Below are 24137 nucleotides of genomic sequence, written 5' to 3' on the forward strand. Positions count from 1 at the left end.
ATTAAAAAGGATATCCGATAGCAATATTTAAAACAAGATTATCTTTTCTCCAGTTAGAATCTCCGAAATTAATTTTATCGAAGGCCCATCTGTCCCCTTTTTGATAGTAAGGAACTCTCAGTGGCATCGCAAGATCAAGTCTTAGAATCAGGATAGAAAAATCCAGTCTCAGACCTACTCCGGCACCCACCGCAATTTCGTTTAAAAAGTCTTTTGAAAATTTAGCTCCCGGCCTCTTATCATCATCATGAAGCAGCCAGATATTTCCGGCATCCACAAAAACAGCTGCGTTTAAAAACTTATAAAGATTGGCTCTGTACTCAGCATTTAACTCCAGTTTGACATCCCCGGACTGATCAAAATAAGTACCTTCATCAAGGGTTCTCGGATCAAAGCTCCCCGGTCCCAATGTTCTCGCACGGAATGCTCTGATACTGTTGCTACCTCCTGAGAAAAACTGCTTGGAAAAAGGAATAAACTCTGAATTTCCATATGGATAGGCAATTCCTCCGATAAATCTCGTTGCCAATGAAGACTTTTCAGTGAACTTATGATAGAATCTGAAATCATTTTCAATCTTTACATATTGGCTGAAAGGAATTCCAAATATTTTCTTTTCCTTATCTTTCTTTACATCTGCCCCTGTGGCCAACCCTGTAATATTTCCTGCCAGATCAAGGGTACCTTTATAATAAACCGTATTGGTTCTCGGCAGCATGGTATTGGTGTACGTGAAAGAATAGGTAGGACCAAAAATAAGCTGTTTATCAACAATCCGTTGCATAGCAGGATTGGTGGCAGATTTAGCACGATATTCTTCTGTAACATTTGCTGGAGATACCAACGTAATATCAATGACCTTCAGATCATGTTCTTTCCTTGCATTTTCTTTCCACAGATATCCAAATGATCCTGTGAAATTATTAAGCGTATAATATTGTGTTCTGTTTTGGAATTCATATCCCAATGTGATATTCGTTCTCGGAACAAATTCACTGGAAGAATGAAAACGGAAAGGAGCAACAATTCTCGGAATGGAAAGCTGCACATTCGTTCCCGCACGGAAAATATTATTCGCATTTTGAGCGCCTCCCATCTGGAAATCAAAAGCTCCATAGATGGCTGCTTTAAATTGTTCTGCACCCCTGAAGAAATTTCTATGCGTCCAGTTGAGGTTTAGCTCGCTACCTGCGTAGTTGGCAGAATTTGTTCTTCCCAAGGCTTCCAGACGAAGCGACTGAATTTGTCTTGGAGTTAATAAATAATAAGCATCAAATTTATGACTCAGTGAATCAGAAACAACAAACTCATTTTTTACAAATTTGAAAACACCCAGGCTGATCAATCGGTTCAGGGTGAGATTATGATTGGAGCGGTTATAAAGGTCTCCCTTTTTAAAATATAAAGCTCTGTCAAAAATTTTCGGTTTGAATTTATGCTGTGGGTCAATGACGTAAATATCATCAAAACTATATTTTGAAAGAGAATCTTTATTCATTGGAATACTGTATTTGCCATCCTTTACATCCTGAATGTTGTAATTGGGAAATACAATAACTTTATCTATCCCGAATTGCTGAGTCGCTAAATCCGGAGTGTTATCTTTGAGTTTTACGTTAAGTTCAACCTTATGATTTTTGCTTACCGTACTGTCTGCCTGTACAATGATGTTGTCAGGATGGAAATAGTAAAAACCTCTTTCCTTTAAACCATTATCAATTCTGTCTCTTTCCGCCTTGATGACATCCAGATCAAATGGTCTGCCATTTTTAAGAAACGTTTTATTTGCTAAACCTTGGATTTCCTGATTGACCAGCGTAGAATCCTTCTGGAATTTTACTCCATCAATCATATACCTGGAACCCGGTCTTACCGTATAAATGACCTGCGCTTTTTTATTCTTCGAAACGGTATCATATGAAGCCTTAGCATTGAAATACCCTTTGTTTTCAGAATAGTTTTCAATAATATCCTTATTGAACTCACGGTCTACATCGCCTAATAACACAGGTTTTTCACCCATTTTATATTTAAGCCAGTAATTAAAACCTTTATCCTTTTTCGGCTCTTTGGCGATATTATAAAAATACAGCTTGGGACGCATTCCCAAAAATGTAGAATTGGGTTTTGGAGTGAGGTTCGCTTCCAGTGCAGTTTGAAGGTCTTTTTTTTCGCTCTTTGAAATCGTATCGTTTTCAATCTTTACTTTGGCTCCCGTGTAAAGCATCTGGCCTTCTTTCAAAAACCTTGTATTGCTGCATGAAATCACAGTTGATGCCATTCCGGAAACCAACAGATACTTACAATATATTTGGAACTTATTACTCATTATTTAAATTCTACCACTTGGTTATTTTGATTTTTTTTCGGCTTTTTCTCTTTAGATTTCTGGAAAATCTCCCGGAATTTGTCATAATCCAAAGTAATAATAAATCCTACTCCGGTTTCTATGATCTGCCCCTGAAGAGCCACCTGATATTCATCTTTACGGTAAGCGCGTAACATGTACCTTCCATCTTTAGAAAGACTGTAATCTACGGAGACATTACCTGCGATATTGGTCATATTTTCGTTCTCACGAGCCTGACCTTCCAATCCGAAATTACTTCCTACTGTTACTTTCAGTCGGTCATTCAATAGTTTTTTGCTGATATCCACATTCAGGTCGGTTCTGGTATTTTTTTGCCCGCTGGAATAATCTTCCGAAGAATCGAGTCCAAAATTAAGATCTACCCCTTTGATGAGACCTGCAGCAAGATTATTTAACTGCTGAGAAAGAATTTTACTCACGCTCTGTCTTGCCATGGTCTCCGCAGACATTCCCGCTCCGCTTTCAAACGGATTTTCTCCGATAAAGCGGTTCAGAAGCAGTAATGCAAAAACCTGTTTGTTCAGTTCAGATTCCTGAGTTCTGAGTTGGGCAAGTTTTTGATCAACAACGTCTTTTACATTGGTAGAGACCGAATTATTTTTTTCTTCCGTAGTAATGTCAAAAGTAAGCTGAGGTTTCAACAGCTCACCTTTCATTTTCAATAATGCATTGAATGGAATTCTTTGTTTAAACTGATTGATCAGTGATGCGCCGCCGTTTTCGGTTCCTACCTGCTGCTCCACAAGATCAATAGGTGCTGCTTCTGTTTTATAAACAGCTGTGATATCCATGATAGCCGTGGTAGGTTCACCGGTCCAGGTTATCGTACTTCCTTTCTGGATATCAAACTTACGCTTCAGGAAGCTTACAGAAAGATCATAGCTGCCTTTTTCTACTTCATATACCCCCACCAATGTGGTTTTTCCTGACGGGTCTATTCCTCCTGTTAATTCAGCCTCACCCTGAAGTTGTACAAAATCACCGTTGGCTTTGTCAATAATCAATGAAATTTTTGCTTCCTTGCTTACTTCAATATTAACACTTACGTCCATCCCTTTGATACGGCTCTGTGCATTAAGAGAATCTGCTTTGATTGTTTTGTTTAAAACTACCTGATCCTGATCCACAAACTCTACTATACCATCTCTTTCCTGTAAAGATGGTGTAGATTGAGGGAGAACAAAAGTAAAATCAGTATTGTCTGCTATATTCAGTTTTCCGTCTACCTTGGGAAGATCCAGGTTACCGCGGATATGAAGTCCGGCATCAATGGCAAGAACACCGTACATCATCGCATCATTTGACTTTTCCGAATTGACAACTTTGAAGTTTTTCGCATTCACATTCAGGTTAAAGGCAAAATCTCTGTACGTCTGCGTCAGAACCTGCCCGTCCACAACAAGAGCATTTCCGTCTTTATCTTTGATTTTAAATTTATCAAACTCTATTCCCTGGCTTGTAAAGTCTATTTCATCACTCAGATCTCTGAAATCACTTCCTATTTTGGCAATTTCCAGTCCGGCATCATTGAATTTTACTTTTCCTAAAATATTGGGTTTATCAGTAGTTCCGGTGATCTTTAAATTTCCTGAAAGATAACCTTCCGTATTGGTAATGGCATTCATAGAAAAGCCTTGAATACTCTTCATCTGAAGCTGGTTGATTGCCATATTCAGATCAAAAGTACTGGAAGAAGTGTTATAATCTCCCAGAATTTTCACATCATTGTTATTTCCGGAAAGTGCAATATCTGCATTTAAAACATTCGGTGAAGCATTGTTCACTTTTACGGCAAGGTTTCCGACAGGGCTTCCATAGACAATTAAGTCGGAAATATTCAGGTCCGAAGTGAAGGTCATATTTTTAGTAACATCACGAAGCTGTGCGGTTCCGTTGATGGTTCCTCTTGCCAGAACCGTATCTTTTTTGATAAGTTCCGTAATGGTTTCAATCTTGAAATCTTTCAACGAAATGTTCAAAGGACTGTTTGGGCTATTGCTTTCAGATTGAACAGCAATTTCACTGTTTCCATTGGATAGGATGAAATTATCAGCAAGAATTCCTTTATTGCTGATCTGGATTTTATTGTTTTCTGCAATGTTCCAATCTGTGTAATTAAGTTTTAATCCGTTCGGGTTTAAAGATATTTCGGTAATGTCATTCAGTGATTTTGCATTTCCTGCAATCAGGAATTGGGTAGCATCTTTCTCATCTTTTGTAGTGACATTGTAACGGATCGTATTGTCAGCAACATCACCGTCAATATTGATTTTGTTTAAAGAAAAACTTGAGCTTTTTAATGCTGCAACATTCAGACTGTACTGTAATGCCTGATTTTCATTCGTAACTTTTAAAGTTCCTTTTTCAATGGTGTTTTCACCATAAAGTAATCGGGGAACCTGTCCGTCGATCTCAATTTTTTGAGAATCGGCATCATAGTTTCCTGTCAGATTGATGGTTTCAAAATCTTTCAGATCCGGAACAAATTTTCTGATCAGGTCATCATTTTTTATTTTAGCTGTAAAAGTAAAATGCTGCCCCGGATCTATTTTCTGTTTTTTATCCGGCTTCTGAAACTGATAATACTGATTGACCGTTTGTGTTAACGCTCCAAAAATCTGAGTCAGTTTATATTTACCTTTCAGTTCTACATCTGCTACCTGAGAGTTGAAAACAATTTGGGTAGAATCCTGAGTAGAAGAAGCTTTCAGATTGACTTCCTGTACAGGATACACTTCTTTTGTATCTGAAAATGCAAAATCTTTAAGGTTTAAATATCCGTTCAGATTATTCGGATCAAGACTTGTGAAATCACCATCAATTTTTCCGGCAATGATCATCGGTTTTTCATAGAAACCAAGTTTGTTGACATCCAGTTTGATGACTTCTCCATTCACTTTTACCGTAGGATTTTTTTCATCATACACTCCGGAAGCGGTCAGCTGTAAACTGGCATTTGGGTCTTTTGAATCTAAAATCACATGATAAGCACCTTTGTTGATCTTTCCGGTAAGATTCATGTTTTGATAACGGTATCCTTTGTAGACTGCGGAAGCAACATGTCCTTTTAAATCTGCATTGGCATTTTTAAAATCAAAACTTTCACCTTTCGCGGCAATCTGTGCTGTGACAGGGCCAATATCTTTATTCTGAATGATTTTTCCAACCTGTATTCCCTGAAGATTTGCTTTTACATCATACAATTCATGATTTTTCCTGCGCATATCTACTTGTGCGATGACGGCGGCATTTCCTAGTGTGGAGTAGAGGTTCAGATCTGCGTCTACCACTTTGGTTGTTCCTTTTGCAGCTCCTTTGACACTGAAATGGGAGGGAAGTGAAATATTGGAAGGAATAGTATTTTTCGGTACAAGATTGAATATCGTTTTGGCACTGGAAGAAAATTCCCCGATTCGCAGATCATAATATAGCTGATCCGGGTTCATTGCATTTTTGATTTTTCCTGATGCCATTACCCTTAGCTCATCCAGTCCTGAAACTTTCAGATCCTGAATTAAAAGATCATTCACGCTTCCTTTTACATTAGCGTTTACATTGAGAATAGCGTTAGGATATTTATTAAATGGAACTGTATTTCTTAAAGTTGGAACCAGGTTCAGAATATCAGAGAATCCTATTTTTGAATCTTTGATGTTGGCTGAGATTTTTACAGCACCTAAGTTTGAACTGAGCTGATCTATGGAGTTATAGTTTAAAATAACCTCATCACGCAATATCGTTTTCGGCGTTTGAAGATAAAGGTCTTTCAGGTAAGCTTCTTTTTCTGCGTAGACAAAATCAGTATTGAATTTCTGGATATCCAGACCTCTGCCTTCTTTAATTTCTGCTGTGTTCACAGTTCCGGCAAAAGTATTATTCTCCATTTTGAAGCTTCTCACCTCAACATTCATTTTTGAAAAATTAAGGTGGTTGAAGTCCATTCCCTGTTTTGTCGGAGCGATAGCTGTATTGTTATAATTAACTTTTACATCGTTCAAAACAAGTTTTCCTAACAGCAATTTCATGGCCTTATCCTGATCAGAAACTTTGGAAACTTCAGGTTCTTTTGTCTTTTTTGGATTGGCATTCTGAGCGGGAAGATAAAGATTGGCATTAATATCCGCTCCGGAAAGAAATACATTTGAAACGTTGTAGGCATTGTTTTCAAGATCAAGCTTATTGACCTTTGTACTCAGCTCTTTGAAGATAACTTTTGCAAATGTTTTGGTATTTTCATCACCGTAGTCAATGTCGAAATGAGTAAGCTTAATGCCTCTCAATCCAATATTCATCGGCTTCTTTTCATTGAGAGAATCTACTTTTTTCTCAACTTTTTGGGCAACTTCCTCTACAAGTCCCTGTTTTAACTTTAATTTTAATCCGTCAAGATTAATATCATTAACAGCGTAATTGTTTTTGTTAAGATCAAAAGTTTTTACTCTCGTATCGAAAGACTTAAAATAGAGTTTAATATCATTCTTTGATTGTTGGTCATTGAAAGTAACGCCAATATCTTTTAAATTGATTTTATCAAGAGAAATAATGAATGGTTTGGAAGAACTTTCTTCTTTGTCGCTGGTTGCAAAAGCATCAATGATATAATCGAAATTGAATTTGCCATCCGGTTTCCGTACAACATTAGCGCGGGCTCCTTCCATGCTGACTGAAGTAATGTCTGCTGTAGAATTGAGGAGTTTCATCATATGTAAACCTACATCCAGTTTCCTGACTGCCAGGAGCGTATCTACATCTTGCCCTTTAAGATAAAGATTTTCCATCACCAGGCTGTTGGGAAATCCAATGTATACTTTTTCAAGACTTACCTTGGTTTTAATTTTTTTCTCAAGGTAAACAATAAGCTTGTCTTTAATGAAGTTTTGAACGGCAGGAAGTCTTAAGCTTAATATCAACAGGGTAAGAAAAACCAATATTGAAATAAAGGTTATTGCAATACGCCTTAAAATTTTTGTGGTGTTGATTTTCAGTTTCAAATGCGAGGTGGTTTCTAACAAAGATAATAATACTATTTTACTTAGTCTTTGTTGTGGTATCCTTTGCAAATGCAAAAATCCTGCCTTGGCTGTCTTATTATGGAATTTTTAGTTTGTAGTTGTCAAGTGAATAGTTGAGTAAGACGAACCAAGGCATGGATATTTATTGTAAAAAAGCCCCCTTTATATCATTTTTAATGTTGAAAAGGTTAGTTAGCAAAAATGAAATTCAAATGTTAGTGTAGAAAAGGGGGCTTGGCATGGTTTATATGATAGATAATAATTTTTTAGTTGTTTCCGTTTTCCCATTTCACTTCCTCTCCCTGCGGAGCGGCACCGCCTTGTGCAGCTGTAATAGGAGCGGTTTCCTGGTTGATATGGTAAATGTAAGCAGCAATCTTTTCAGCATCTCTTCCTGTGATGGTTCCTTCCTTGATGAAAGGTCTCATGGTAGGATTGTTTGGAGAACCGTTTTCAAGCATCCAGAATACATTTTTAAATAAACTTTTTTCTTTAATGTTGATCCAGTGTGTATCAGTAAGGTTCGGGCCTATTCCTCCTTTTCCTCCGTCTCCATGGCAGGTAACACAATTCGTTTTGAAAAGTTCCTGACCTTCTGCGATATTATCAGCACTGTATTTTGCGGATTCCAGGTTGATCTGAGGAGCAGTTTTTTCATATTCTTCAATAGAGGCCAACATGGTTTTTACTTCTTTGGTATATTCTACCTCAGGATGGGCGTAATCTGTGAAAAAAAAGGCTACCAGATAGACTACACAGAAGATACATCCGAACCAGAACAGGCCAATCCACCATTTCGGAAGTGAGTTGTCAAGCTCTGTAATTCCGTCAAAACCGTGGTCGATAAGGATATCCTTTTCTTCTGTAACGGATTGTTTTTTGAAGGCAGAGTTCCATAATTTCTGATAATAAGGAACCTTTTTGTCTGCCAGATATTGTTTTTTCTCTTCTTCTGATAATCTGTTGAAATTTTCATTTTCCACCAGATCTCCAATCGAATTCATGATCAGCAGGAGGATAATGGCGATTAATATCAGCGCCCAGAAAAAAGGAGAAGAAAAATATCCTGAATCACTGGCGAACATTTCAAAGGCCATGATCGTTAAACCTATCGTTGCTGCGATATATATTGAAATTGGGGTTCTCGTTTTCATTGCAATTCAATTTTAAATGTTACTCTACACTTGCTGTTTGTACCTGTGTTGTTTTAATGTCGGTGCCTAATCTTTGCAGGTAAGCGATCATCGCTACAATTTCTCTCTGTTCAAGTGGTATATACGCAGATCCTTTTGCTGTTTTCTCTTTTACCATTTGATCTTTCACATCTGTTGCTTCAGAGTAGATTCTCTGTACAATTGCTTTTGACTGGTTGTCTGCCCATTGGTTGGCAGAATCTATCTGAGCTTTTGTATAAGGAACATCGAAAACGTTTTTCATCAGTTTCATCTTATCCACCATCTGATCGCGGTCCAGTTTATTGGTAATCAGCCATGGAAAACGAGGCATGATAGAACCGGCAGACGTAATTCTTGGGTTGTACATATGTTTGAAGTGCCATGAATCCGGGTTTCTTCCTCCTTCTCTGTGAAGATCCGGTCCTGTTCTTTTAGATCCCCATAAGAAGGGTCTGTCGTAAATAAATTCTCCAGCTTTAGAATACTGTCCGTTTTTTCCTTCAAATCTTACCACTTCATCACGGAAAGGTCTGATCATCTGAGAGTGGCATGAATTACAGCCTTCGCGGATATAAAGATCTCTTCCTTCCAGTTCCAGCGGTGTATAAGGTTTTACTGCCGTGATCGTCGGAACACTTTGCTTCAGTGAGAGTGTAGGAACAATCTCCACCAATCCACCAATTGCTATTGTGATAAAAGCTAATATAGAAAGGAGAGTAGGCGTTCTTTCCAACCACAGGTGTACCCCTTCGCCTTCTTTTCTTGAAGTACCGATGTTGGCTAATGCAGGAGCTTCCGCAGGAACTTCTTTCTGGAATGAACCGGCTTTAACAGTTTTGATAACGTTGATGACCATTAAAATTGCTCCGGACAGATAAAGAATACCTCCTAAGAATCTCATTTTAAAGTAAGGAATGATTGCCGTAACGGTATCCAGCCAGTTTTTCCATAATAAGGTTCCGTCCGGGTTGAATTGTTTCCACATCAATCCCTGTGTGAATCCTGAAATATACATAGGAACGGCATAGAAGATAATTCCTAATGTTCCCAGCCAGAAGTGCCAGTTGGCCAGTTTTTTAGACCAAAGAGGTGTTCTCCACATGATCGGAACCAGATAATATACCACTCCGAATGCCATGAAACCATTCCATCCAAGAGCTCCTAAGTGTACGTGACCAATAACCCAGTCGGTATAGTGACCAATTTTATTTAATGATTTTGTTGCCAATAAAGGTCCTTCAAAAGTGGCCATACCATAACAGGTAATAGCAACTACAAAGAATTTCAGAATTGGATTTTCTCTTACTTTATCCCATGCTCCTCTTAAGGTTAAAAGACCATTCAGCATTCCTCCCCATGACGGTGCAATAAGCATGATAGAGAATCCCGTTCCTACGGCCTGAGCCCAGGCAGGTAAAGCTGTATATTGCAGGTGGTGAGGCCCGGCCCAAAGGTATACAAAGATCAGCGACCAGAAGTGAATGATGGATAGTTTGTATGAGAATACAGGTCGCTGTGCTGCTTTTGGCATAAAGTAATACATCAGACCTAATACAGGGGTAGTTAATACAAATGCTACCGCATTGTGTCCGTACCACCATTGTACTAATGCATCTTTTACACCTGCATATACAGAATAAGATTTCCAGCTTGTGAAAGATAAAGGAACTTCCAGATTATTGAAGATATGAAGCATTGCTACAGCTATCCAGGTTGCAAGATAGAACCAAATGGCTACATATAAATGTCTCACTCTTCTCTTGGCAATAGTTCCGAACATATTGATTCCGAAAACGATCCATGAAAATGCAATTAAAATGTCAATAGGCCATTCATGTTCAGCATATTCTTTAGAAGTATTGATTCCCATAAGGAATGTAATAACCACACTAACAATCATTAACTGCCATGACCAGAAATGGATCCATGAAAGCGTATCACTATACATTCTTGTTTTAAGAAGTCTTTGCATACTGTAGTAAGCACCACAGAAAAAGGAATTACAAACGAAAGCAAAAATTACAGCACTGGTATGAAGCATTCTGATTCTTCCGAAACCCATTGCTCCCTGAGTATTGATCAGTCCCTGAATATTGCCTGAAGCTAAGCTTTTAATAGTTGTATCATCCGTACCGAATAAAAATTCAGGTAATTCAGGATAAAAAAGCATCAATGCAGCTGTAAGCCCCAGCAGAAATCCTACAAGTCCAAATGCAATAGTTGCATAGAGGAATGCTCTGACAATATTATTGTCATAATTAAATTTTTGCGTCTCCATAAATTCCAATAGTGTTTACCGAAGTGATATTTTCTCTGAAAAAAGGCTTATTTTTGACTCTTTTCTATGTTGAAAATAAATATCATGTAACGTGTATAATGTTTTGCCAAAGGTATTTATTAACTTTGTTAGAGGCTATTAGATAATCTTCTAAAATATACCGAAAACTACTAAAACAAAAACGATGAAAGTATGTGGACAAAATATCAGGAAAATCCGTAGGAATAAAGATCTTACGCAGGAATATATGGCTTTTGAAATGGGAATTTCCCAGAAGGCTTATTCCGATATTGAGAATTCCAAGGTAAAGATCAATCTGGAGATACTGACTAAAATATCAACGATCTTAGACATCAAACCATCCGATATCTGCAGCATTTCGCATAAATGTGGAATAGATGCCTATGAAGACAAATACCAGGATCTTTTGGAGTATATGAAAAAGAATAATATTTCGATTCCGAAGGAGTTTTTGTAAGCTTTAATTTTTGCGCTTTACATTAATATAAGTCATCATAAAATAATAATCTCCTTCAGCTGTTGAGGGAGATCTTTTTTTGTGCTGAAAAATTGACAGCAACTCGTAAGCTTTATCAATACTATAAAAAGAAAAGAGGTCTCTTCTGTTATGGGAACCCGAATTTACCCCATGGAATGTGAATTTCTCTGAAAAGTTTTTATATATTTAGCGACCGAATAATTCATTCAATGAGCAACGAAAATAAAACAGGAGAAAAGGATACTTTAGTTAGAGGATTAACAAATCGACACATACAATTAATAGCCCTTGGAGGTGCCATAGGAACCGGGTTGTTTCTGGGAATTGGGCCGGCTGCAGTACTGGCAGGACCATCAGTAATTTTAGGCTATGCTTTAGCAGGAATTATTGCCTTTTTTATTATGCGTCAGCTTGGTGAAATGGTTGTTCAGGAACCCGTATCAGGAAGTTTTAGTCACTTTGCCTACAAATATTGGGGAAATTTCCCGGGATTTGCTTCCGGATGGAACTATTGGATTCTCTATATCCTGGTAAGTATGGCGGAACTCACGGCAATTGGACATTATATTCACTTTTGGTGGCCGGATATACCGCTTTGGGTTTCCAGTTTATTCTTTTTTATTGTAATTAATGCGCTTAATCTTGCTTCCGTAAAGGTGTACGGAGAAACAGAGTTCTGGTTTTCTATCATCAAAGTAGTCGCTATTATTGCTATGATTATCTTCGGGGTATATCTTTTGATAAGTGGTACAGGAGGAGAAAAAGCAACCATTTCCAATTTATGGAATGATGGCGGATTCTTCCCGAAAGGCTTATTTAATAAAACAGAAAGCGGATATTCAGGATTGTTTTCAGCAATGGCCATGATCATGTTCTCTTTCGGAGGGTTGGAACTTATCGGAATTACTGCAGCAGAAGCTAAAAATCCGGAGAAAACCATTCCACAGGCTACCAACCAGGTGATCTATAGAATCCTTATTTTCTATGTAGGAGCTTTGGTAATCTTATTCTCATTAAGTCCTTGGAGAGATATTACAGAAGGATCCAGCCCGTTTGTAATGGTGTTCCAAAATTTGAACGGCCTTGAATTCAGTGTTTTTGGTAAAGTAGTTCAGTTCAATACATTGATTGCGAATGTTCTGAACCTGATTGTTTTAACGGCAGCTTTATCAGTATATAACAGCAGCGTTTACAGCAACAGCAGAATGCTTTTCGGATTGTCTCAGCAGGGGAATGCCCCAAAATTCCTGAAGAAACTGAATAAAAATTCTGTTCCTATCAACGCTATTCTTATTTCATCGTGCTTTGCTGGGATATGTATTATCATTAACAAACTAGTGCCGGAAAAAGCTTTTGAATACTTAATGGCTTTAGTAGTATCTACTTTGATCATCAACTGGCTGATGATATGCTATACCCACTTGAAGTTTAAAAAATCTATAAATGCATCAGGAATTCATTCAAAATTCCCCTCCATATTTTATCCAATATCCAATTATATCTGTATTGCCTTCTTGGTTCTGATATTAGGATTGATGAGTATTACAGGAATGGAAATTCAGGTGATTCTGATTCCGGTATGGATTGGCTTTTTGTTCGTTATGTACAAGTTGTACAAACCAAAATAAAAATATAAAACAGATTTAAATATGTTTTGAAAAGGTGAAAATTAAATGATTTTCACCTTTTTTGTTTTTATTTCTGTAAATTGGTAGTAGGGTATATCTTGAAAATATATCTTTTTTTTCTATCGTTTTGGCTTGCTGGATATTTTAAGCTGCTTGGAAAGAATGTCAATTTAGGACAAGATTTGTTTTTTTGAGAGACGTAATTTTGCACCTGTAAATCATCACTGTGATGAATTTGCAATGTAAAATCTCAAAAAACAAATAGAATGAAAAATATATTTCTTCTCATCTTATTACTTCCTTTTTGTGCGAAGTCACAAATTTCTGTTCAGGCGTATGGCGGAAATAAAGAGACTGAGCTTCTGGGGATTTATAATAAAGATTTCAATGGCAAATGGAATTATTTTGCTTCAGGAACTATTAGCTACAACTATACATCAGCAAAAGTAAGCCCTGAGCTCTATCAGAATATTAATTATGGAATTGTAAAGAATCTGGGAGTTTCTGCCGGAGTTCATATTTCAGATAAAGATATCATGCCCTCTGTAGGATTGGCATATGGTAAAGAAAATGACGTTTTTGGAATCAATATATTTCCTGCATTTACCTATTCTACGGATGCAAAAGAATTTGGGCTTGGGCTCTATACTTTACTGGAATATACTCCGAAAATTAATGAGAAGCTTAACCTTTACAGTATGTTGATCGTAGAATCTGATTTTAGTTTTAAAGAACATCAGGCAAGCAGCCAGGTGATCCGTATAGGAATAGAAAATAAGAGAAAGATGCAGTTGGGAATAGGAAGTAATATATCCCAGACAGGGAGTGGTTTTGAAACCGATGTCAATTTCGGTGTATTTATTGGAAAGAAATTTTAATGATATGAAAAAGTTATTCACACTCACTTTAGTATTGAGTTTTATAGTAAGTATGGCACAGACAGATTATCATTTTCCCGAAGAATCTTCGCGGCATGAAGGAACTTGGCTGCAATGGCCGCATCACTATCAGCATGGAATGACGTACCGCAAAAGGGTAGAGCAGACATGGGTAGATATGACAAAAGCCCTTCAGCCGGGGGAGAAAGTTCACATTATTGCTTATAATGCTGAGGAAAAAAATAGAATTATCAACCTTCTGGAAGAAAATAAAGTTCCCATGAAGAATGTTGATTTCAGAATCTATCCTACAGATGATGTATGGATCAGAGATAACGGGCCTATTTTCGTAAAAGACAACAAAGGGAATGTTCTCATTGAAGATTGGGGGTTTAACGGATGGGGTGAGAAATTTGATTTTGAAAACTGTGATGCAATCCCACAAAAGCTGGGTAATGATCTTGGAATAAAAGTAATCGATCTGAATGAAGAAATGATCAACGAAGGGGGTTCTGTAGAAACTGATGGAAATGGTGTGCTGATGGCTTGTAAAAGTTCAGTAATCAGCCAGAAAAAAGGGGCTACCAGAAACAAAGACATTACTCAGGAAGAAGCCGAAGAAATGTTTGAAACGTACTATGGAGTATCCAAAGTAATTTGGCTTGATGGGGTAACCGGATTGGACGTTACGGATATGCATATTGACGGTTTTATGAAATTTGCTAATCATAATACCATGATTACCATGAAAGATGATGATCTTCTTGACCTGGGCCTTTCTGAAAAAGATGTCAATACACTTTATACAGCAACCAGTGTAAATGGAAAAGAATACAAAAAAGTATACGTGCCTGCAACCAAGAATAAAGTAACAACAGCGTATGGAAAACAGTTGGATGAAAAAGGGTCTTATGTCAATTATTATGTTGCTAATACAGTAGTACTCGTTCCTAATTATGGAGATCCTAATGATAAAATTGCCAATAAAATTATTCAGGAACAGTATCCGGATAGAAAAATAATAGGAATAGACGTAAGAAATCTATACGAAAACGGAGGAATGGTGCATTGTGTTACGCAGCAGCAGCCAGCAGGAAATCTGGCAAAATAAATTCAAATAATGAAGTGATACTTCTGCATCAGATGAATTCAATGAAACAAATTGGCTTCATTTGATGCTTTTTTGTGGAAACAATTCACCTAATCGGACACGTTCCTGGGTTATTTTTTGTATATTAGTAAGAGGTTATATTTCAAATTTAGGTGAAATTTTAATCTGTTGAAATACCTGCGGATAAGCCGAAAACCGTTACAAAAAAGTAGGCAGGACCAAAAAAAACACCTATGGCTAATTTATTTCAAACTCTTACCAACACCGTAAAACATTGGTACATCCCATTAATCTTCGGAATTATATTTCTGATCTGTGGTTTTTATGTATTCAGTGTGCCGCTTGCAACATATGTTACACTTTCTATTTTTTTCAGTGTCTCATTTCTGTTTTCAGGAATTACGGAAATATTTTTTTCCTTACAAAACAGTAAATCCTTGCAGGGCTGGGGGTGGTTTTTGGTAAGCGGATTATTAACTACCGCAATAGGAGTATATCTCATCGCAAATCCTCAGATTTCAATGACTGTGCTTCCGTTTGTCATAGGATTTACTTTACTGTTCCGTTCCTTTCAATTATTAGGATTCGCATTTGATCTGAGAAGTATGAGAATAATGAGTTGGGGAAATGTAGCCCTTGCCAGCGTCGGAGGAATTATCTTTTCTCTATTGCTGATATTTAATCCGGTGTTTACAGGAATTTCATTAGTTACCCTTACAGGTGTTTCTTTCATTTTCATGGGAATTGCTTCCATTATGCTCGCTCTGGATTTAAGGAAAATTAAAAAAATCCCAGGAAAAGTAAGTCAGGAATTAAGAGACAGAATCAAATCTATACAGGAGGAGATTGATGATCTGAAAAAATAATAAGTAAATTACTTCTAAATATAAAGACCTTGTAAAAAGGTCTTTATTATTTTTAGGGAAAATGAAATACATTGCTGGAAAAATAACTAGGCATTTTGTATTGATGAAAAATATTTTGATACCTTTAATGGTTAATTTTTATTATATTTTCTTGTGCTCAAAGTAAAATAGAAATCAGATAACGAGGTCCAATAGAAATTGGTTTGAAAAAAAAATTGGGCATAGATCTCAATTAGATTAAATTATGAAAATATTTGTTTTTTGTGTTTTTTTATTAGGTTTATTTTCTTGTGGAGAAATTGATTGTAATACTGTGAAACAAGGATTCTATCCTGATGAATATAATATAATCGTGGAAGAATCAAATATAAATGAAGTATGGATAAAAATTAGAGGTTCTGTTCCAGTAACTGAAAAAAAATCTAGTATTATGGTGCATAATAATTGGATGGTAGACTTCGATGAAGTTAAGGAAGGAGATACAATAGTTAAGAAAAGGGGAGAGTTAATGCTTGCTATTCATAAAAAAGATACCATTATCAGGCATGATTGGTATTGTAAAGGAAAAGCTTATAAATAAGTTAAATGTTTACCCTAATATTTGATTAAAGTATGAAAATATTTGTTTTTTTTAGCTTTTTAATCTTGGTGACTTCATGTGGAGAACCTGATTGTAATGATGTAAAAAAAGCTTTCTATCCTGATGAATATAATATGATTGTCGGAGAAGCTAGTATAGATAATTCCTGGATCAAAATTACAGGTTATCATCCCATAACCTATGAGAAGTCAAATATTATGGTACACAATAACTGGATTGACGATTATAATGAAGTGGAAGCGGGAGATACAATAATTAAGAGAGCAGGAAATCTAGAACTTGTTGTTCATAAAAAAGATACCATTATCAGACATGATTGGTATTGTAAAGGGAAGCCTTATAGGTAAGTATAATACTTACTCTAATAATTTCAAAAAATAAAATTTTAATCTCAATTTAAATGTGTATCAGTAAATAAATAGAAACCATCCTTGAAAGAATGGTTTCTATTTATAAAGGATCAATATCTACTTTTATTTCTTCAATAATTTCAAAGACTGTCTATCTCCTTTTTTAGTGTCAAACAGAATCATATAATTTCCTTTTTCCAGTCTCTGAACATTTATTTGTTCATTGAATTTTGAAGAACCATTTTGAATTTTTTTCCCGGACATATCAAAAATATTGTACCCAAAACTTTCGCTGCTGTATTTCTTATTTTGTATCGTAATGTTATCACCCGCCGGGTTAGGGTAAAGGGTAAAAGTAGTATTCTGATCTTTATCAGAGATATCATTCAGTCCTAAGAAACCACTGTTAAACTTAGTCAAAAAAGACTTAGAGCCATACGTTACACTACCACCGGAATATGCAAGAACAAGTGAGCCATCATTAAGGTTAAATAACTTTTTAACATAATCAGCTCTTATTGATGCAGCAGGAGGAGCAGCCATGAAATACTGAAAACCAGTACTTGAAGTAGTGTAATCCACACTGCCATTAGCATTTAATCTTGTTACAAATAGTTGCTGAATAAGGTTTGGAGTACCATTATACATATTCATTAAAGCCCCCATTACTACTATTTTTGAATTTGGTAATACGGTAATTTGTCCCAATGTCAGTTGCTGTGCAGTGTTAAAGCTGTAATCTGGTGTTCTTCCGTTATTGGAAAACCCAGTAACAGAAGAGCCGTCTGAAATTTGAATTTTAGACAAAAAGAAAGTACCTCCAAAGGTCGTATTTTTACTATGTAGCACTAAGATCGAATTATTAGTATAATCATATTCAAAATTTCTGGCTACAGAACCATCCGTATTAGGAATAAAAACAGATCCATTATTACCAAATGTAGTATCATAAGTACCATCGGGCAGTCTTCTTTCGATATAAGAATCCTCAGTATAGGTTAGGGTATTAGTTTTAGTACCTGCCATTACCAGCTTTCCGTCATTCTGGATATAAAACTTTTTGGGATAAAATGTACTAAGTGATAACTTTCCATTGGTACCGAAATTATTATCAATCATTCCATTCTGGTTTACTTTTACCATATAAGAACCCATGTTGGAAACAAGAAGGTAGCTGTTGCCATTCTGATCTACCGCAATATCATCTGCTGTACCATTTTGACTCACAGATTGAGTGGTAAATCCATTAGTACCAAAACTGGTGTCCAAAGATCCGTCCAGATTAATTCTGGTTAGAAACCAATCATATAAGCTGTGGGTAGGAGTGGCATTTACCCTTCCATAGATTAATATCTTATTGTTATTTAAAACAATTTTTTTATAGATTCACTCTTATCTGATGAATTGCTGCCCATATCATAATTCTTTGTGCCAAAAGCTGTATCAAGAATTCCACTTTGGTTTACCTTTCTTATTGTGATAGAACCTGTAGATGTGGCAGTAATGAATTGACCATCTGGAAGCATGACGGCATCCGATGTTTCATAAAAATCATCATACATGCAATAACCACCATTTCCGAATGTAGAATCAAAACTAAAACTTTGGGCGTTCAAAAAAATGCTGATAATTGAAAATAAAAAGAAATAATGTTTTTTCATAGGTTATAGTTTTTTATAAAGATTTAATCAGAAATAAAAGCAGGAATAAAAAAACCATCCTTAAAAAGGATGGTTTGTAGACCCACAGGGATTCGAACCCCGACTGACGGTACCAAAAACCGGAGTGCTACCGTTACACTATAGGTCTGCTTTATTTTGGTGATGCAAATTTATGTATTTTTTTCTTATTTACAAATATCTTCTTTCAATTTTCTACTGTCTACATCAAAAAATAGTATTTGTTTTTTTATTCTACACCAATTAAAAGTAGGATAAAACTGTTTTGTCAGTAAATTAAATCCGGGAAAGATGAAATTTTAATGAAAAATATGATATTAAATATAAAACAAAAACCATCCTTAAAAAGGATGGTTTGTAGACCCACAGGGATTCGAACCCCGAATGACGGTACCAAAAACCGGAGTGTTACCGTTACACTATAGGTCTGTTTTATTTTGGTGGTGCAAATTTACATCTTTTTTATTTATATACAAGGATTTTTGATTTTTTTTTTAAATTTACTGTGGATTTTATTTACGGAAAATATGCTGATAGACTTCAATAATCTCAATATTAATAAATTATCGTTCCATACGGAATTTGAAAAAAAAGTGAAAATTTTTCTTGAAGAGTGGTTTTCAGAAAAAGTGGGAGTGAATGTACAGACTTCAGGCTCTACAGGAGTACCAAAAATCTTTGAGATCGAAAAAAAGAAAATGATCAACTCTGCAGTGATGACCTGTAACTTTTTGGGATTAAAAAAAGGAGATACTGCGTTACTCTGCCTTCCTGTAGAATATATTTCAGGAAAAATGATGATAGTCCGTTCTATAGAAAGAGAGTTGAAGTTAAGAATTGCAGAACCTTCTTTGAAACCTGTTGAGGATTTAGAAGAAAAAATAGATTTTTGTGCCATGACACCGCTTCAGGTAGAAAACTCACTGGAAAAAATTCATCTGATTAAAAACCTGATTATTGGTGGTGCAGCAGTTTCAGAAAGTCTGAAAAATAAAATCCTACAGATGAACCTCAGTGCTTCAAACCATATCTTTGAAACCTATGGAATGTCAGAAACGCTTTCTCATATTGGTTTAAAACAACTGATGCCGGAACAGGAAGATTATTTTACGGTTTTTGAAAATGTGTCCATCTCTTTGGATGATCGGGGGTGTCTGAAAATTTTTGCCCCTAATGTGAATGCTGAAGAATTGCAAACTAATGATTTAGTTGATATTAGAAACGAAAAAAGGTTTAAATTCCTGGGAAGAATTGATAATGTGATCAATTCAGGAGGAGCGAAAATTTTTCCAGAAACTCTTGAAACATTGGTGAAAAAAGAAATTCCAAATGAAGCCGTATTTATCGGTTTTCCGGATGAAAGTTTGGGGCAGAAATTGATACTGATTATAGAAGGAAATCAATCTGATGAGGTCATAAAGAAAATCTCAGAAATCCCTTTTGAGAAGAGTTTTCACAAACCCAAAGAAATTATTTTCATCAGTGAAATTCCGCGGACACCCAACGGAAAAGTAAACAGAATGGAATTGCATAAAAATATAAATATTTAGTCAAAAACATGAAAGACTTTTCAAAAGAACTCAGTTTCAAAACGTCCCGAAGCAGCGGGGCAGGAGGGCAGAATGTCAACAAAGTGGAAACCGCTGTTACTGTACTTTGGAAAGTAGATTCCTCAGAATTTTTCAGTGATGATGAAAAAATATTGATTCAGGATAAAGTGAAAAACAGGATCAATGCAGATGGCCTTTTATTCCTTACAGTTTCTGAAAGCAGAACTCAGCTGATGAATAAAAATAAAGCCATTGAAAAAATAATTGAAATTGTAAATAAAGCCCTCATAGTTCCAAAGAAAAGAACGGCAACAAAACCTTCAAGAGCTCAGAAACAAAAAAGACTTGATGGCAAGAAAAAACTTTCTGATAAAAAAGAGAACAGACGCTTTAAATTTTAGCTTGTTTCTCCCGGAGAAAATTTTAATTTTGCCGGAAACTTTAAAACCATGATAAAAAAACTAATTCTATTGGGAACTATTTCGAGTTCTTTACTTTCTTTTGCACAGGAAAAAATAACCATCATACCGGCTGTAGGATATGCGTGGAGAGTAGCTAAAACAGCACCTGGACTTTCCATGGCAGAAAAAAATTACGTTAAAGGGTTGAAAAACGGAGTTCATTTTGAAATTGCTGCTTATTATAATGTGAAAAATATTGGGATTGGTGCTAAATTTTCCAATTATAACGCTTCCAGCAGTGCTGTATTGAGCGGATACAATATGAATGGACAGGTTGTTACAGCTTCTATAAGTACTAAAGATAATATTACATTCTTTGGACCGTCCGTTATGTTTTCCAATTATACCAAACCTACAAACCATAAAATTGTTGCTGATGTATCTCTTGGAGTGATTACCTACACTACAAAAACAGAAGCTGTAAAAGGAACAGGTTCCAACCTTGGTCTGGAACTGGGGGCAGCCTATCAATATGCAGTTTCGAAAAACTTTATGATAGGTCCTAAGTTGGGAATTACGGCAGGAACATTGAGCAAAATAAAAGTTAATGGACAAACCGTTGATCTTGGTGATGACCAGAAAGAAGGTCTGACAAGAGTTTCCTTAAGCGCAGCAGCTACATTCCGTTTTTAAATTACTATCTTTGTAAGGATTACAAAGAATTTTATAATAATGGCAGCAACAATCTCTTTATCAGCAGAACGCAGACAATCAGGATTGTTGCTGTCATTACTTTATCTACATACAGATTCTTTTCTGAAAAGTTCTAAGGACTTTATCAATTAAGCCCTGTCAGGATCCAAGACAGGGGATTTTTCCGGATTTTATTTATTGCTTTTTTGCGGTTTTCTATAGAAGAAGGCTGTTGTATGCCTGGATTCTACATTGGATTTTTTGGGATAACTGCATTTTAATTAAAAAAATTGAAGAAAATGTCCAATCATATTATTGTAACTACCGGGATTTATGATGCTATAAAAGATACACTCAGAAGAAAAAAAGTGAGCATCGGAGAAGAAAAAAGATTAACTGAAGAACTTAGAAAAGCGAAACAGGTATTGAGAAGAGATCTGCCTGCTGATATTGTAACAGTTGAAAGAAAAGTAACTTTAAAAGACCATACCTTGGATTTTGAGCATGAATATATTTTTGTGCCATCTACTAAAGCAAAACTTAAAAAGAATAAACATTCCATACTTTCGGATATTGCTCTTGCAGTAGTAGGATATAAAGTGGGGGATATTATCAGCTGGCCGTTCAGAGATGGCGAAAGAAAAATTGAAATCCTGAAAGTAGAAACCTGGGAAGGGTAAATTCCTGTTGAATGCTATTAGGTTGAATTACAATGAAAGCGTGGCTCGTATGAGTTGCGCTTTTTTATAGACTTAATTTTGGAAAACGTAAAGACGCAAATTGTTTTAAATCCTGTAAGATGTAAAGATTTTATCTTTGATAAAATTGTGTACTGTATATTTTATTTAATCTCACGCTGATTTTGCATATTTACATAAAATATATGCACAATCTGTATGATTTGCACGAAAATTTAATGTTTCCCTTGCTGAAAATCTTAGATATTCTTGCGCCTTAAAATATTCATAACGCATGAAACTCTTTGCGCCTTTGTGTTTCCAACAAATGTAATTTAACAAATGATAAAAAAAGATCTCTCTATGGTACTTTCTTGAAGTGCTTTGACTGCATTCCGTTTTTAAGTTTTATCTTTGCAAAAATTTAAAAAATGAGCAAACCGATAACTGAATTCATAGAAAAGTATTACCTGCACTTCAACGCAGCTGCATTGGTGGATGCTTCTAAAGGATATGTTGCACATCTTAAAGATGGCGGGAAAATGATGATCACTTTAGCTGGAGCAATGTCTACTGCTGAATTGGGTAAAATTCTTGCAGAAATGATCCGCCAGGGGAAAGTAGATTTTATCTCTTGTACAGGGGCTAACCTTGAAGAAGATTTAATGAACCTTGTGGCTCACTCTCACTATGAAAGAGTTCCTCATTATAGAGATCTGACAGCTCAGGATGAGTGGGATCTTTTAGAAAGAGGTTTAAATAGAGTTACAGATACATGTATTCCTGAAGAAGAAGCATTCAGAAGATTACAAAAACATATTGTGGAGATCTGGAAAGATGCAGAAGCTAAAGGAGAAAGATATTTCCCTCACGAATTCATGTACAAAATGATCCTTTCTGGAGTATTGGAGCAGTATTATGAAATTCCTAGAGAAAACTCTTGGATGATTGCTGCAGCAGAAGCAAACCTGCCAATTGTAGTTCCGGGATGGGAAGATTCTACAATGGGTAACATCTTCGCTTCTTACTGTATCAAAGGAGAGCTTACAGCGACTACAATGAAATCAGGAATCGAATATATGACTTACCTTGCTGACTGGTATACTAAAAACTCAGCAGGAAAAGGAGTTGGGTTCTTCCAGATTGGTGGAGGTATCGCAGGAGATTTCCCTATCTGTGTAGTGCCAATGTTGTATCAGGATATGGAAATGCATGACATTCCTTTCTGGTCTTATTTCTGCCAGATTTCTGATTCTACAACCTCTTATGGTTCTTATTCAGGAGCAGTTCCAAATGAGAAAATCACTTGGGGTAAACTCGATATCACTACACCGAAGTTTATCGTTGAAAGTGATGCAACAATCTGTGCACCATTAATGTTCTCTTACATCTTAGAAAACTAAGAACAAAATTCTCATCAGAGATTACCATACAGCGTTTCAATTTATTTGGAGCGCTTTTTCATTTTAGCATTTAGAAATAGATTTGTTTTAAAAACTCAAACTATTTAAACCATTAAGAAAAATGGAGAGAATAAGAAAATGAAGTTTCATCTTTGATGAAAATAAAGCACACAGCTAAAAAAATAGCTTTAGCTATTCTCTTAATACTTTTAAAAACTTAAATGGCCTTAACGGTTCAAATAAATAATGATATACCATTTTATCGAAGATAAAATCCTTGCGCCTTAAAGCATGAATCATGTCAGAAAGACTAGCGCCTTTGCGGTTTCAAAACTCTCCAGAGACATCTATGAAAATCTGTTTTATCTGTAGGAAAATATTAGTCCAAAGAATTCACCAGCACAAAATAGCGATACGCCAGAATACCTTTCTCAACCTTCGTCAAATGATTAGGATCCTTTTTACTCAGCTTCGGGAGAATCTTTTTATTGACTGCATTCAACAGCCTGAAAAATGATTTTTTCATATCTTTATCTTTTAATGAAACATCATTGAGTCTAAGAGAGTTCAAAAATGATGCAAAAAAGATCGCCAGCTAAAAATAATAAAGGAATATGGACGAAATTTTCAAACAACAGGTATACGAAGTGGCAAGACTTATTCCTAAAGGGAGAGTATCTACTTATGGTGCCATTGCAAAAGCAGTTGGCTATCCCAATCACTCTCGTCATGTAGGAAAAGCGATGGGAGGATGCCCGAAAAATGTTCCGGCCCACCGTGTTATTTCCAGTTCAGGAGTATTATCTGTTCCTGAATTTCAACCTAAGCTGGAAGCCGAAGGAATCACCGTGGAAAATCTTAGGATAAAAAATTTCAAAAAACTGTTCTGGGATCCGTTGGCTGAATTATAGATTAAAGGTATTTGAATTCTTTTTAACGCAAAGGTTTCATTTGTATGCTGTACT

At 36.0% G+C, this 24137-nt stretch carries 20 protein-coding genes and 2 tRNA genes; 13 read left to right on the plus strand and 9 right to left on the minus strand.

The annotated features are described in order from the left end of the window. Position 1 precedes the first annotated feature (1 nt). From GFU89_RS07305 to ccoN, 4 genes are all read right to left on the minus strand, one after another. Positions 2 to 2329, minus strand: coding sequence for a BamA/TamA family outer membrane protein (locus GFU89_RS07305; protein WP_318846514.1), 2328 nt, complete (start codon positions 2327 to 2329; stop codon positions 2 to 4). Then, entirely contained in the window at positions 2329 to 7362 is a 5034-nt protein-coding gene (locus GFU89_RS07310; protein WP_318846515.1) for a translocation/assembly module TamB domain-containing protein, read from the minus strand. Before GFU89_RS07310 ends, GFU89_RS07305 begins: the two co-directional genes overlap by 1 nt. 287 nt (positions 7363 to 7649) lie before the next feature. Then, positions 7650 to 8537: a cbb3-type cytochrome c oxidase N-terminal domain-containing protein gene (locus GFU89_RS07315; RefSeq protein ID WP_318846516.1), complete on the minus strand. Its 888-nt coding sequence runs from the start codon at positions 8535 to 8537 to the stop codon at positions 7650 to 7652. A 19-nt stretch (positions 8538 to 8556) separates the two neighbouring features. Then, positions 8557 to 10836 carry a cytochrome-c oxidase, cbb3-type subunit I gene (ccoN, locus tag GFU89_RS07320; protein ID WP_318846517.1) on the minus strand — a complete coding sequence of 760 codons (2280 nt, stop codon included), beginning with the start codon at positions 10834 to 10836 and terminating at the stop codon, positions 8557 to 8559. Between the two features lie 184 nt (positions 10837 to 11020). On the opposite strand from ccoN, the gene GFU89_RS07325 reads away from it, so the two are divergent. The 7 genes from GFU89_RS07325 (at position 11021) to GFU89_RS07355 (ending at position 16766) form a co-directional block, all read left to right on the plus strand. Further along, on the plus strand, positions 11021 to 11314 hold the full coding sequence (locus GFU89_RS07325; RefSeq protein ID WP_318846518.1) for a helix-turn-helix transcriptional regulator: 294 nt from the start codon (positions 11021 to 11023) through the stop codon (positions 11312 to 11314). Positions 11315 to 11544: 230 nt separating this feature from the next. Further along, a complete protein-coding gene (locus GFU89_RS07330; RefSeq protein WP_318846519.1) occupies positions 11545 to 12963 on the plus strand; it encodes an amino acid permease in 1419 nt (472 codons plus the stop codon). Positions 12964 to 13229: 266 nt separating this feature from the next. Then, positions 13230 to 13841: a hypothetical protein gene (locus tag GFU89_RS07335; RefSeq protein WP_318846520.1), complete on the plus strand. Its 612-nt coding sequence runs from the start codon at positions 13230 to 13232 to the stop codon at positions 13839 to 13841. A 4-nt stretch (positions 13842 to 13845) separates the two neighbouring features. Beyond that, positions 13846 to 14952: an agmatine deiminase family protein gene (locus GFU89_RS07340; protein WP_318846521.1), complete on the plus strand. Its 1107-nt coding sequence runs from the start codon at positions 13846 to 13848 to the stop codon at positions 14950 to 14952. Between the two features lie 233 nt (positions 14953 to 15185). Then, positions 15186 to 15818 (plus strand): HdeD family acid-resistance protein, encoded by a 633-nt coding sequence (locus GFU89_RS07345; RefSeq protein ID WP_047420013.1) that lies wholly within the window; start codon positions 15186 to 15188, stop codon positions 15816 to 15818. Between the two features lie 244 nt (positions 15819 to 16062). Further along, positions 16063 to 16398 carry a hypothetical protein gene (locus GFU89_RS07350; RefSeq protein WP_318846522.1) on the plus strand — a complete coding sequence of 112 codons (336 nt, stop codon included), beginning with the start codon at positions 16063 to 16065 and terminating at the stop codon, positions 16396 to 16398. A gap of 32 nt (positions 16399 to 16430) precedes the next feature. Beyond that, positions 16431 to 16766: a hypothetical protein gene (locus tag GFU89_RS07355; protein WP_318846523.1), complete on the plus strand. Its 336-nt coding sequence runs from the start codon at positions 16431 to 16433 to the stop codon at positions 16764 to 16766. A 126-nt stretch (positions 16767 to 16892) separates the two neighbouring features. On the opposite strand, the gene GFU89_RS07360 is transcribed toward GFU89_RS07355, so the two are convergent. From GFU89_RS07360 to GFU89_RS07375, 4 genes are all read right to left on the minus strand, one after another. Beyond that, positions 16893 to 18155, minus strand: coding sequence for a T9SS type A sorting domain-containing protein (locus GFU89_RS07360; RefSeq protein ID WP_318847156.1), 1263 nt, complete (start codon positions 18153 to 18155; stop codon positions 16893 to 16895). Continuing rightward, positions 18134 to 18430, minus strand: a complete 297-nt coding sequence (locus tag GFU89_RS07365) for a hypothetical protein (protein ID WP_318846524.1) — start codon at positions 18428 to 18430, stop codon at positions 18134 to 18136. Before GFU89_RS07365 ends, GFU89_RS07360 begins: the two co-directional genes overlap by 22 nt. Before the next feature lie 77 nt (positions 18431 to 18507). Further along, positions 18508 to 18578 (minus strand) — tRNA-Gln (locus GFU89_RS07370). Between the two features lie 228 nt (positions 18579 to 18806). Next, positions 18807 to 18877 (minus strand) — tRNA-Gln (locus GFU89_RS07375). Positions 18878 to 18975: 98 nt separating this feature from the next. On the opposite strand from GFU89_RS07375, the gene GFU89_RS07380 reads away from it, so the two are divergent. The 5 genes from GFU89_RS07380 to GFU89_RS07400 all read left to right on the plus strand — a co-directional run bounded on the left by GFU89_RS07380 (position 18976) and on the right by GFU89_RS07400 (position 23172). Further along, positions 18976 to 19998 carry an AMP-binding protein gene (locus GFU89_RS07380; RefSeq protein WP_318846525.1) on the plus strand — a complete coding sequence of 341 codons (1023 nt, stop codon included), beginning with the start codon at positions 18976 to 18978 and terminating at the stop codon, positions 19996 to 19998. Between the two features lie 8 nt (positions 19999 to 20006). After that, entirely contained in the window at positions 20007 to 20399 is a 393-nt protein-coding gene (arfB, locus tag GFU89_RS07385; protein ID WP_318846526.1) for an alternative ribosome rescue aminoacyl-tRNA hydrolase ArfB, read from the plus strand. A 48-nt stretch (positions 20400 to 20447) separates the two neighbouring features. Further along, positions 20448 to 21092 (plus strand): hypothetical protein, encoded by a 645-nt coding sequence (locus tag GFU89_RS07390; protein ID WP_318846527.1) that lies wholly within the window; start codon positions 20448 to 20450, stop codon positions 21090 to 21092. A gap of 299 nt (positions 21093 to 21391) precedes the next feature. Then, positions 21392 to 21772, plus strand: coding sequence for a GreA/GreB family elongation factor (locus GFU89_RS07395; protein ID WP_318846528.1), 381 nt, complete (start codon positions 21392 to 21394; stop codon positions 21770 to 21772). 428 nt (positions 21773 to 22200) lie between these two features. Next, positions 22201 to 23172, plus strand: coding sequence for a deoxyhypusine synthase family protein (locus GFU89_RS07400; RefSeq protein WP_236853006.1), 972 nt, complete (start codon positions 22201 to 22203; stop codon positions 23170 to 23172). 379 nt (positions 23173 to 23551) lie between these two features. Here the strand turns inward: GFU89_RS07400 and GFU89_RS07405 are convergent, their stop codons facing one another. After that, positions 23552 to 23698 (minus strand): hypothetical protein, encoded by a 147-nt coding sequence (locus tag GFU89_RS07405; protein WP_184874058.1) that lies wholly within the window; start codon positions 23696 to 23698, stop codon positions 23552 to 23554. Between the two features lie 88 nt (positions 23699 to 23786). On the opposite strand from GFU89_RS07405, the gene GFU89_RS07410 reads away from it, so the two are divergent. Next, the gene (locus tag GFU89_RS07410) at positions 23787 to 24083 is read left to right on the plus strand and encodes a methylated-DNA--[protein]-cysteine S-methyltransferase (RefSeq protein WP_318846529.1); all 297 of its coding nucleotides are present in this window, start codon (positions 23787 to 23789) and stop codon (positions 24081 to 24083) included. The last annotated feature ends 54 nt before the right edge of the window (positions 24084 to 24137 follow it).

It is taken from the genome of Chryseobacterium sp. JV558, assembly GCF_033712365.1.
Lineage (GTDB): Bacteria > Bacteroidota > Bacteroidia > Flavobacteriales > Weeksellaceae > Chryseobacterium.